Below are 11,725 nucleotides of genomic sequence, written 5' to 3'. Positions count from 1 at the left end.
AATTTTGGACAGGTTATCTGACGTTTAAGCCGCAGAATCCGTCGTTTCGGCCGGTGAAAAAAACGGTTGAGTTCTGGCACATCCTGCGGCGCGGCGAAGGTCTGGAAGGAGCCCATACCTACTAAGTTGTTGCGCAGCGGCGAACGACCGCAAACGGACCGGCTATCCCGAATTCAAGTTCTTTCTGAAACCGCGATGGGCACCGGAATATCCTGCATTTTCATAGAACCGATGAGCATCACTTCGACCATCATGGACGAAGAGTTCGATCAGTCCGCACCCTAGCTCCGTTGCTTTGGCCTCGGCAAAGGCGAGCATCTGATTACCTATGCCGTGCCCTCGATGAGATTTCACGACGCGCACGTCTTCAACCAATGCGCGCTTGACGCCTCGGTACGACAAGCCCGGAATGACTGTAAGCTGCAAGCAGCCCACCACCGCGTCATCAATCGCTGCAACGAAAACCTGGCTGTTGGGATCGCATTCGATCAATTCTAAGGCAGAAAGGTAGGTGCTGGCCTGATCTTGCGAAACGCTCTCTCGTTTGCGGCCCTGCTCATCATCCCAAAGCATGTGAACGATGGTCGCAACGTCAGCGGCATTTGCGGGTCGCACTACCACAGCGCCTGAATGTTTGAATCGGCTAGTTTTCATGCGGAGACTGCACCATAAAGGGGCCGTAGCATCAATGATTTGAAGGGAGTGGCAGCATATGGAGCTTGCGATCTGGAGCGTTTTTCTACTGACCTCTCTCATCACGACCCTATCGCCGGGACCAAACACGCTGCTTGTCATGGTGCATTCGGCTAAATACGGAATGCGGGCTGGCTTGCTCACGATCACGGCCAACCTCACGAGCCAACTCATCTTCATGACTCTGGTCGTCTATGGGTTTGGCGCAATTCTCGCGCAAACACCCCTTCTTTACTTTGCGATGAAGACAATTGGTGCGCTCTACCTCATCTATCTCGGCCTCAAGATGTTGCTGAACGCCCGGTCCAGTTCATCCGTGGAGGTGAACGCAGACGTGGTTGCGGCCCCTCCGCCATCTAGGCGGCGGTTTGTAGAGGCGTTTCTGGTTTCCTCCAGCAATCCCAAGACCGTCCTGTTCCTTGCCGCTCTGCTTCCGCAGTTTCTCGATCCCGAGCGGATGCTCGCCCCACAGCTTGCGGTCATGTATCTGACCAATGCGATCGTGATCTTGACTATCCACCTGTTCTACGGGTACGCCGCCCGCGCTGTCCGGGGCCGGATCGTTTCAGCGAAGATCAAGGAACGGATCGCACACGTGACTGGGCTGACTTTCATCTCCCTTGGTGCAGGTCTTATGGCGTCGCGCAGTCCGTCGTAGTGCGGTAAATTCCCGACCGCATGCCAAAGCAGACCTTCAATTGGCAAATCAGAACGGCCGCTTCGTCCGCACAGCCGCCATTCGGCCTTCTTTGTGTCTTGCACCACCCTACAAGTTGGCAATGCCGATCGAAACTGTCAGATGTCGGGTATGAGCCCATTGATACCTTAGGAGATGAAGCCGAATTGCCAAATCTCGGATTTGGCAACGCCCGAACCGGCCCGTTTGCCGAAGGCAGACCTATGGTTTGACGGGGCGGGCGCGATGGAGGCTTTAGGGCAGCTAAGTCTCGCGTACCGGCCCCCCCTGCAAAATCCTACCAGTCGAAAACGGTCGTTTCGGTAGGCCAGCCCGTTAAAGCCGCACACCGGTGCCCTGCAAAACCCCATGTTCCAGCGCATAGCGCGTCAGCCCGGCGGTGCTGGAAATGCCCAGTTTGCGTTTGATGTTCTTGCGGTGGGTTTCAACTGTGCGCACGGAAATCTCAAGCGCCACAGCCACCTCCTTGTTGGATTTGCCCGCCGCCAGTTGCAGCAAAATCGTCTGCTCCCGTTCAGTCAACGCCTCGCGCGGCTCGCCGTCTTTGGGCGCGATAGAGCCCTGCGCGCCGGTGCAAAGATATTGCTTGCCCTGCATCACAGTATCAATCGCCAGCTTGATCTCATCGGTCGGCACGTCCTTGAGAAGATAGCCTTTGGCGCCATGGCTCAGGGCCGAGGAGATATATTCAGGGCTGTCATGCATGGTCAGGATCACGACCCGAGTGCCGGGGCGACGCTCCAGCACCATTTCGGTGGCGGTCAGCCCGCCGATCTCGGGCATGTTCAGATCCATCAAGATCACATCGGGGGCCAACGTATCCAGACGGTCCATCAGGTTGCGGCCGTTGGATGCGGTCCCGACCACGGCCACATCGTCATAGCTTTCGAGGATCGATTGAATGCCCTCGGCAACCATTGGATGGTCGTCGACAATCAGAACTTTGGTTTTCTCGGTCATTCCGCGGCAACCTTTGTTGGTTTGGCCTCTGTCTTTTCAGGCGGCAACAGATGCGTCAATGGCACGGTGGCCTCAATCGTCGTTCCGCCGCCTTTTGCTTCAATCAGTCGCAGTGTCCCGCCCAACTGGTCCATGCGTTCTTGCATGTTGCGCAGGCCCAAGCCGGAAGATCCGGCGCTGCGGCCCGTGGTCAGCCCCTTGCCGTTGTCGGTGATCCGCAGCGTACCGCCCCGCCGGTGGCCGCGCAGATCAATTTCGACCCGTGTTGCCCCCGAATGCCGCTCCACGTTTGTCAGGGCTTCTTGAGCAATGCGGTAGAGCGCGATCTTGGCGTCATTGTCCAGCCGGTTGCGGAACACCACGGTTTCAAAGGTGCAGATGATCCCGGTGCGGGCCTCGAATTCCTCGGTCAGGGTCTTGATGGCCGGGCCAAGGCCCAGATCGTCAAGGGCACCGGGACGCAGATCGCGGCTGATCCGGCGCACTTCGGAAATCGCATCGGCGAGGGTTGTGATCCCCTTGTTGAGCGGCTCTTCCGCGGCCGGATCACCCCGTTCCAAGCGCCGCCGCGCGTTGTCCAGCGCATAGCGCACGCCGACAAGGATTTGGCTGATCCCGTCATGCAATTCCCGCGCCACCCGTCCGCGTTCCTCTTCTTGCGCGTCAAACACCCGCAAGGTCAGTTTCTTGAGCTTGGCATCCGCCAGCCGCCGTTCATGCAGGTTAACGAACATCCCCGTGGCAAAAACCACCAGAAGCGCCAGCAGGGTAATCCCGCCGATATAAACAAAGGTCCGTTGCACGCGGGCCTCGACATCGGCGCGGGCGTTGGCGACCGAGGCCAGAACGTCATCAATGAACACGCCTGTGCCCACGGCCCACTGCCAGGAGGGAAAGGAGGTCACATAGGTGATCATCCGCGCCTCTTTGCCGGTCGATGGCTTGGGCCAGAGATAACTGTGATAGCCCGCACCGGAACGGGCAATGCGGATCAATTCATCCACCACAGGCGTGCCTTCGCTGTCGGTCAGGCCGGTCCAGTTCTGGTTGATCCTTTCTGTCTGGCGCGGGCTCACGATCGCGTTGCCGTCATAATCGTAGACAAAGAACTGCCCGTCATCGCCATAGATCATCGCGGACAGGATCTGTGTCACCTGCGCCTTGGCCGCATCATCATCGGGCGCGGCGCGGCCATAGACAAAGTAGAACCCGTTGCGCGCCTGCGTTACGTAATTGTGCAGCTCGGCCTTCTTGGCCTCGATCAACTGGGTCTCAAGCGTGGTGATCTCACGCTCTGCCAATGCCCGTGCCTGCAAAGCAACGATCATCGCGATCGCCGCCACCGCCGCAATCAGCGGGACCGTGGCCAGCAGAGTGAGCTTTTGCGCATAGCTGGGGGAGAGAAAGGAAAGCGGGCGACGCATATTGATTCGATACGCCGAATCTGCGCCGAATCAAAGCCCCGAGAGGTTGTGATCCCCCTTTGGCGGGGGTGCCAATCGCTCAAATTCCCGGTTTTCGGTCAAAAAACTTTACCGAATCTACGATTCCGAGCCTCCCTATACGTAGTAGTAGGTATTTCAAAAACAGCAGCGCCCGTTACTGTAGCGTCACTTGAAGCGACCTGTGCGTGCGGAAATGCGCGTCGGGCGCGGTAATTTGGGAGGAGTATCCAATGGATCGTCGTTCATTTCTGAAGACATCTGCACTTGGCGGGACAGCCGCCGCAGCCACAACGCTGGCAGCACCTGCGTATGCACAAGGCAAGCGCACACTGACAATGGTAACATCTTGGCCACGCGGTTTCGCCGTTCTGGACGATGCGGCCACATACCTGAACAACATGGTCAACGAGATGTCTGACGGCACTCTGACCATCGACAAGAAAGCACCGGGCGAACTGGTTGGCGCTTTCGAAGTGTTTGACGCGGTATCCTCCGGTCAGGCCGACATGTACCACTCCGCCGATTACTATTATATCGGCCAGCACCCAGCCTATGCTTACTATACAGCCGTTCCATTCGGCGGTACAGCGCAAGAGCTGACAAACTGGTACCACCACGGCGGCGGCCATGAGCTGCACAACGAGCTGGGCGAGATCTTCAACCTGAAGTCCTTCCTTGCTGGTAACTCCGGTTCCCAGTCCGGCGGTTGGTTCCGCAAGGAAATCAGCTCCGCAGCGGACTTCAACGGTCTGAAATTCCGTATGCCTGGCCTCGGCGGCAAGGTTCTGGGCAAACTGGGCGCATCCGTTCAGAACATCCCGGGCGGCGAACTCTATCAAGCTCTCTCTTCGGGTGCTCTTGACGGTCTGGAGTGGGTTGGCCCGTTCGCCGACGAACGCGCCGGTTTCCAGGAAGTTGCCAAAGTGTACTACACTGCGGGCTTCCACGAGCCAGGCTCCGGTCTTGCATGCGCTGTGAACCTCGACGTGTTCAACGAGCTGTCACCAGCGCACCAGAAGATCATCGAATATTCCACAATGGCGACAACCCACGTGCAGCTGGCCGAAACGCTGGCCAACAACGGTGCCGCACTGGCGCGTCTGCAGCAGCAGGGTGTGAAAACCATGCAGTTCACAGACGACGTTTGGGATGCATTCGGCGCGGCTTCAAAAGAGGTCATGGATGAGAACATGGGCGACGAGCTGTTTGCAAGAACACGCGAAAGCTTCGAAGCGTCGCTGACGTCTTCTGCCGAATGGCTGTCGAAGTCTGACGCATTCTACGTAGAGCAGCGTGAGCGCGTACGTAACGCAGGCTAAGTGCCGATACTGATTTTTTCGGGGGCTGCATGATCTGCGGCCCCCGGATGCTGACACCAAAACGCGTTTAACGGCCAAAAGGCCGAAACACAGGTGCTTGTGCATGGGGCCAAAGAGGGGCGCCGCGCAATGCGAGGGGGATCATATGGCCGATGAAGTGATGTGTTCGGGGTTTTTCCGGGCGGCGGAGGGTGCAAAACTCAGCTGTCTCGACAAATTCCAAGACGGTGGTTTCGTCCAATTTGTGACGGGCAACATACTGGAGTCCTTTTATAACTTCTTTGCCGCCTTGCTCAATCCGGGCATGTGGCTGGACTGGTCCAACAAAGAAGCCCTGATGCGGTTCATCTATTACGGTGCATCGGTTGAGCTGTTCTTTGTTTTGACGACGTTCCTCATCCTGTTGACCATCGTCGGCATGTGGAAGCGTGAGATCATGTGGTCTTACGTGCGCGGGCTGGAATGGTTCAACAACTCGGTGGGCCGTCTGTTTGCATGGGCCGGTCTGCTGATGGTGCTGCAACAGATCATCATCGTTTTCCTGCAACGGATCTTTACCCGGCCCGATATCTCCATCGGTTTCGGTATCCCGCTGCAATTCGATATCTCCTGGTTTGCTGAAGAGCTGAAACTTTTCAATGCCTTGGTGGTCACTCTTTGTGTGGCTTATACCTTTGTGCAGGGCGGGCATGTCCGGGTTGACCTGTTCTATGCCGGGGCCAAGTTCCGCACCAAGAAGATCGTCGATATGTTTGGCGCGATCTTCTTTATGATCCCGTTTGTAACGGTGACATGGCTTTACGGCTGGTTCTTCATGTGGCGGCATCTGGTGACACCAAACCCATCCGCCTCGGACCGGCTTGATCTGCTGTTGCGCAAATCGCGTTTGCTGAAATGGAATGTGGAAACCATCGGTTTCTCGCCCAATGGTTTCAACGGTTATTTCCTGTTCAAGGTTCTGCTTTGCGCCTTCTGTGTGATGGTTCTGCTGCAAGCCCTGGCGGTGTTTTACCGCAGCTGGTGCGAGTTCCGCGAAGGGCCTGAATCCGAAAACAAATACCTCGACCGCGATACGCTGGGCGAGGGTGAAGAAGCCTACGAAGGCACACATTAATCTAAGGGAGTAGACCTGATGCTATTTGGTCTCGACGGGGTCGAAATTGGCCTGATCATTGTTTTTGTGTGTCTCTTCGGGGGCATCCTGTCCGGCTTTCCGGTGGCCTTTGCCATCGGCGGGGCCGGCATCATCTCCTTCGGGATCATTGCCGCGCTCGACAGTGCGGGTCTGATGATCCATCAGGCGATTGATACATCCTCGCAAGCCTACCGCGATCTGGTCAATTCCGGCGTCAAGGATGATGCGATATCGCTGTTCAGGTATCCCGATTTGCCGCGCGTGGCGGAATCGGTGTTCCCGGCAGGTTGGGAAACCGCGCTGGACCGGAACGTGTCTTTCATCGTGAACCGGATGAACGAACGGGTTCTGGCGGGCCAGTCGATCGAGACGCTGCTGGCGGTTCTGATGTTCGTGCTGATGGGGATCACGCTGGAACGCTCCAAGATCGCCAATGATCTGCTGACCACCATGGCGCGGGTGTTTGGCCCGCTGCCCGGCGGTCTGGCCGTGTCGATCGTGGTTGTGGGCGCCTTCCTTGCCGCCTCCACCGGGATCGTGGGTGCAACGGTTGTGACCATGGGCCTGCTGGCCCTGCCAACCATGTTGCGCAACAATTATTCGCCAGAGATCGCAACTGGCGTGATCGCGGCCTCTGGCACCTTGGGGCAGATCATTCCGCCCTCTATTGTGATCGTTCTGCTTGGCACGCTGGCGGGGGATCTGTATTCCGCCGCACAAGAGGCGCGTGCAACTTCGGTCGGCTGTACCGATGCCTTGACCTATTTGGGCGAGCCTGCGGTGGTCTCCGTTGGCACCCTGTTCCAGGCGGCATTGCTGCCGGGGATCATGCTGGCCCTGCTTTATGCGCTTTATGCCTTTGGCTATGCGCTGCTGAACCCGGACAAAGCCCCGGCCGTGCCTATGGGCGCAACCAATTCGGAGCCTGTCACTCGTGGCGAAGCCTTTACATGGTTTGTTGGCGCACCTGTTCTGTTGATCGTCGGGACCATCTTCCTGGGCAACATGGGTATTGTGGGCAGCCAGAACACCACGGTGTCGTCCTTCTCCGAAATCGGTGACGCGGCAAGTCTGCGCACGAATGTCGGCGATGAATGCAAGGCCGCGATGATTGAACTGCATGGTCAAGAGGCATGGGATGCCGCAATCCAGCAGCAGGTCGATATCGATGCATCCGGCGGTATCAAAGCCAGTGAAAAACTCTCCGAAGAGGCCTTTGCCGAAAAGCAGGCCGCGAAGGTGGCAGCCGCAGCCCCCATCGGGACAGGTGTTGCGATCCTTCTGATCCTGCTGTCGCTGTTCCTGACCACGGGCCGCGGCGTTTCGCCGTCATCGGAGACCCGTCCGCTGATCATCGGCGGCATCGGTGTGGTGCTGGCGGTGCTGGTGGACATTGTATTGATCTCGCCGCTGACCTCGCCGGGAACCACGGTTGTGCTGATGCTGATCCCATTTGCGTTGATCATGTACGGCGTGGTCTATGCGACGGGGCTGTGTGCCAGGAACGAATTGATCCGCGTGGTGTTCCCGCCGCTGGTTCTGATCGTGGCAGTTCTGGGGTCGATCCTTGGCGGCATCACCAACCCGACACCGGCTGCGGCGCTGGGTGCGGGCGGGGCCATCATGCTGGCCGCTTATCGCAAGTTGCGGGATCAGGACCGTTCACCCAAGGTGATCATCTGGTCCACGCTGGCGATCATCGTCTGTATCCTTGTCGGGGTGAACTTTGACCTGCGGATCAACCAAGAGGGTGTGAGTTTTGAAAGCTGGTTTGCCTTCTTTGTGGCCTATGGCGCCTATCTCTATGCGGTCTTTGGTCTGCTGTTCTCCTGCTGGATCCTTTACACCTCCGGTGTTCTGACCCCGGTGGTGCGCGAAACCGCCAAAGTGACCTCAATGGTGTTTACCATCCTCATCGGGTCGCAGCTGCTGAACCTCGTCGTCATCAGCTTTGGCGGTGAGCATTACATCCAGCAATTCCTCAAGTCGTTTGACAATGAGCTGACGGTGTTCCTGATCGTGATGCTGGTGCTGTTTGTTCTGGGCTTCGTGCTGGATTTCCTTGAGATCATCTACATCGTGATCCCGATTGTCGGGCCGGTTATCTATGGCGGTACATTTGATCCCAAATGGGTGACCATCATGATCGCGGTGAACCTGCAAACCTCGTTCCTGACACCGCCTTTCGGCTTTGCCCTGTTCTATCTGCGCGGGGTGGCCCCGGCGAGCGTGACCACAGCGCATATCTACCGCGGTATCATCCCGTTCGTGTTGATCCAGGTGGCGGGTTTGGCGATCTTGTGGTTCTTCCCGTCGATTGTGACCATTGTGCCGGATCTGATCCCGAATTGATCCGGGGTGGTTTGATCCACGGCTGAAACAAAACGAGAGGGCGCCATAGGCGCCCTCATTTGATTCAAGATGTAAGTGGGGCCAGCCCCCGTCCTGCGGACTCCCCCGGAGTATTTAAGAGCCAAAAAGGGGGAAAAGATCAGCGGCGGCTGCGGGCCATGTCAGGCAGGGCAATATTGGCAACTTGTTCCGCAATAGGGTCCGTACTGAGCGGATGCTGTTCTGGCATGAAGGTGTCGGGATCGCGCATCTTTTGCCAGCGTCCGCCAATGTAGACCTCAAGCCCGGAAAACTTGGCCTTATAGCCCATCTTGGGGCTGCCCGGCACCCAATAGCCCAAGTAGACATAGGGCAGGCCAGCGGTGCGGGCGATCTCGATATGGTCGAGGATGATGTGGTTGCCCAGCCCGTCGCGGGGGCGGTCGGGGGTGTAGAAGGAATAGACCATGCTGACCCCGTCGCCCAGAACATCGGTCAGGCAGACGCCCACCAGATCGCCCGTGTCTTGATCCACATATTCAATCACGCGGCTGCGGATCGGGGTTTCCTCGATCATGGCGGCAAATTCGAACACATCCATATCTGCCATTCCGCCATCCGCATGGCGGCTGTCGAGATACCGGCGGAAAAGGTCATATTGGTCTTCGGTCGCCCAGGGCGAGGTGGCCCGGCGCATCAGCGCCTTGTTGCGCTTAATGATACGTTTTTGGCTTTTGCTTGGGGTGAAGGCGGAGACGTCGATCCGTGCCGAGAGGCAGGAGGCGCAATCCGCGCAGGACGGGCGGTAGAGCACATTTTGTGACCGGCGGAACCCTTGCGCAGACAGGCTGTCGTTCAGCTCAGTCGCCGCTTCGCCCTGCAGGGCGGTGAACAGCTTTCTCTCCATCCGGTCCTCAAGATAGGGACAGGGTTGCGGCGCAGTTACATAGAACTGCGGAGTGAGCGGCAAAGAGTGGCGCATGAGACATCCGATTGTTGCGAAAGGATGATAACAACCGGTCCTCCATGCGCCAAGACACGTTTTAATAAAATGCGATCAATCAGCGGCGCCGGTTCATCGGCACGGTGCCCAGCACCATATCGGTGAGGCCCTGTGCGCGGGCCGTGGTGCAGATCAGCACGATCGAAATCAGTTGCAACGGCGCAAAGGCGATGGAGATACTATAGCCCAGCGTATGCAGAAAGGCGGTGCCAAGATCCAGCGCCTCATCATCGCGGGTCCGGATTTCCATCGACATCAGCCGCATCCCCCAAGTGGCAGAGCCATTGGCGAGGGTGATCACCCGATAAGCAAAGCCCGTGACCAGCATCAGCAGCGGAAAGAAAAACAGGCCGGTAAAGGCGGTGAACGGCACGATCACCAGGCACAGGACAAAGATCAGGGCTGCGTCAATGAGCCATGCAAACAACCGCTTGGCCGGGATGCCTTCGTAAAATTGGGGATGCAGATCGGGATCGGGGGTCATCTGTTTGGTTCCTTGGGAAAATGCCCCCCGGCAGGACCGGGAGGCGGGGGGAAGCATGTGCGGATCAGGCGTCTGCCGTGTCATCCTTGGATTTGGCGCGGTCGTTCATGAACTGGTCGAATTCGGCCTTGTCCTTGGCTTCGCGCAGACGTTCCAGGAAGGCTTCGAAGTTGTTCTGCTCTTCTTCGAGGCGGCGCAGGGTATCGGCCTTGTAGGCGTCAAAGGCGCTGTTGCCGGTGCTGCGGGTGGACATCATGTGGCGGCTGCCACGGCGGGCGCAGGATTTTCCAGAAAACATGCGTTTACTCCAGATCATGTACATCAAAAGGGCAAGGCCAACGGGCCAGATGAAGATAAAACCAAGGACCATGGCGGCGATCCAGGCGCCTTTGCCTTTGTCATCCAGCCAGGCTTCGGAGCGGGCGAACCAGCTTTGCCGCGGGGCGTAGGTTTGTTCGGAAGTGATCGTGGTCATCAAATATGCCTTTCAGTTCGGGGTGAAGGCCGCCGGTGCGGCCCGTCTGCGAAAGGGCTATGTGAATGCCTTTCACATTACATAGATTGGCATTTATCGGGTCTCTTGCAAGGGCTTATGTGAATGGTTTTTACATTTATTTGAAAAGTGCATTAATTTCAGATGCTTGTGCTGTGCAAATAGTGATCCGTTGCTGTGGGTGAAATGCATGAACCGGTCCCATCGTCGCCTGTAAGGCCCCTTATGTACCCTTCGAATACTGCTTGAAGCTGATTTCTGTGGACGGTTAGGGGGCTCGACCTGACAAAATGCCGTTGATGTCTGCTATGCGGGACAGAGTTGTCGTTCAAGAAGTGCGGTCCAATGTCGGCTTTGGAGAGCCTCCCTCTGGCTGGTCACAGCGTTCCTTATGCCACCGATCAAGTTAGAGGGCTGTTGCAAGATAGGGATGTAGACCGTCAGGCAGTTCGAACTCGCCATATCCTGACAGATGCTGCACTTCAAAGCCTGCTTTTTCCAGCATTCTAAATATCTGGGTAGGCTCGTAGGTATGCAAGCGGTGAACTTCGTTGGATTTCTCCCAAGCATTGTCGCGCTGAGTAAACGTAACGATTTTTCGGGTGATAATGTCGTCTTTCGCAATGGCCTGCATGGCAACAAAGCTATCTGCTTGTTCAGACCAGACGTATTCGCCCTTCCTATGGCGTTTGGGGCCAGCGCAATCGAAAAGGAACTGACCTCGCACTGGTAGGCTTTCGCGAGCACGACGAAATAGGTTCTCTAAAGAACTGGGTCCTCCAGTGGCTGTAGCATAGTTCACAACCTCGCCGATTGCAGCAATCGCATCGACGTCGCCAAAGTCTGTGGAAAGTATATCGCGCTTTTCAAAGCGCCCAGTGGGCACACGTTGCCTGGCGATTGACAACAGTTCAGCCGAAAGGTCGATACCGTAGACCTCATGTCCATCAGCCGTGAGCAGGAAAGAAAGCGGTCCGGCACCACAGCCAAGGTCCAGGACGCGCCCGGCAGTTGGCATCAGCGACAAAAGTACTTCAGCAGCAGCACGAGCCAAGGCTTCATGATGCTTTGCATGTATGGCCGCAAGGTCGCGCGCGTAGAACAATTCAGATGAAGTCATTCACTTAGAACACCCTAATGTAGGCAAATTTGTAGCCAGCCCAAG

Annotated in this window: 11 protein-coding genes; 4 read left to right on the top strand and 7 right to left on the bottom strand. The window is 57.1% G+C overall.

What is annotated here, in order from left to right:
* Positions 1-162: 162 nt before the first annotated feature.
* Entirely contained in the window at positions 163-573 is a 411-nt protein-coding gene (locus tag K3754_RS10775; RefSeq protein WP_259937183.1) for a GNAT family N-acetyltransferase, read from the bottom strand.
* 139 nt (positions 574-712) lie between these two features.
* Here K3754_RS10775 and K3754_RS10770 point away from each other — a divergent pair, with 139 nt between their 5' ends.
* Positions 713-1,351, top strand: a complete 639-nt coding sequence (locus K3754_RS10770; RefSeq protein WP_259937182.1) for a LysE family translocator — start codon at positions 713-715, stop codon at positions 1,349-1,351.
* Between the two features lie 354 nt (positions 1,352-1,705).
* Here K3754_RS10770 and K3754_RS10765 read toward each other — a convergent pair whose 3' ends face one another.
* A complete protein-coding gene (locus tag K3754_RS10765; RefSeq protein ID WP_203211059.1) occupies positions 1,706-2,350 on the bottom strand; it encodes a response regulator transcription factor in 645 nt (214 codons plus the stop codon).
* A complete protein-coding gene (locus K3754_RS10760; protein ID WP_203211060.1) occupies positions 2,347-3,774 on the bottom strand; it encodes a cache domain-containing protein in 1,428 nt (475 codons plus the stop codon). Before K3754_RS10760 ends, K3754_RS10765 begins: the two co-directional genes overlap by 4 nt.
* A gap of 251 nt (positions 3,775-4,025) precedes the next feature.
* Here K3754_RS10760 and K3754_RS10755 point away from each other — a divergent pair, with 251 nt between their 5' ends.
* The 3 genes from K3754_RS10755 (at position 4,026) to K3754_RS10745 (ending at position 8,601) form a co-directional block, all read left to right on the top strand.
* Positions 4,026-5,114: a TRAP transporter substrate-binding protein gene (locus K3754_RS10755; RefSeq protein ID WP_203211061.1), complete on the top strand. Its 1,089-nt coding sequence runs from the start codon at positions 4,026-4,028 to the stop codon at positions 5,112-5,114.
* 145 nt (positions 5,115-5,259) lie between these two features.
* Complete coding sequence (locus K3754_RS10750; RefSeq protein WP_203211062.1) at positions 5,260-6,228, top strand: TRAP transporter small permease subunit; 969 nt, start codon at positions 5,260-5,262, stop codon at positions 6,226-6,228.
* An 18-nt stretch (positions 6,229-6,246) separates the two neighbouring features.
* Complete coding sequence (locus tag K3754_RS10745) at positions 6,247-8,601, top strand: TRAP transporter large permease subunit (protein WP_203211063.1); 2,355 nt, start codon at positions 6,247-6,249, stop codon at positions 8,599-8,601.
* Positions 8,602-8,740: 139 nt separating this feature from the next.
* Here the strand turns inward: K3754_RS10745 and K3754_RS10740 are convergent, their stop codons facing one another.
* The 4 genes from K3754_RS10740 to K3754_RS10725 all read right to left on the bottom strand — a co-directional run bounded on the left by K3754_RS10740 (position 8,741) and on the right by K3754_RS10725 (position 11,680).
* Positions 8,741-9,562 (bottom strand): arginyltransferase, encoded by an 822-nt coding sequence (locus K3754_RS10740; RefSeq protein WP_259937179.1) that lies wholly within the window; start codon positions 9,560-9,562, stop codon positions 8,741-8,743.
* 79 nt (positions 9,563-9,641) lie between these two features.
* Entirely contained in the window at positions 9,642-10,067 is a 426-nt protein-coding gene (locus K3754_RS10735; protein ID WP_203211065.1) for an RDD family protein, read from the bottom strand.
* A gap of 64 nt (positions 10,068-10,131) precedes the next feature.
* Positions 10,132-10,542, bottom strand: coding sequence for a DUF2852 domain-containing protein (locus tag K3754_RS10730; RefSeq protein WP_259937178.1), 411 nt, complete (start codon positions 10,540-10,542; stop codon positions 10,132-10,134).
* A gap of 424 nt (positions 10,543-10,966) precedes the next feature.
* The gene (locus K3754_RS10725; RefSeq protein ID WP_259937177.1) at positions 10,967-11,680 is read right to left on the bottom strand and encodes a trans-aconitate 2-methyltransferase; all 714 of its coding nucleotides are present in this window, start codon (positions 11,678-11,680) and stop codon (positions 10,967-10,969) included.
* Positions 11,681-11,725 lie beyond the last annotated feature (45 nt).

The sequence above is a fragment of the Sulfitobacter sp. M368 genome, assembly GCF_025141875.1.
Classification (GTDB): Bacteria; Pseudomonadota; Alphaproteobacteria; order Rhodobacterales; family Rhodobacteraceae; genus Sulfitobacter; species Sulfitobacter mediterraneus_A.
This window is presented reverse-complemented; position numbering and strand designations above follow the sequence as displayed.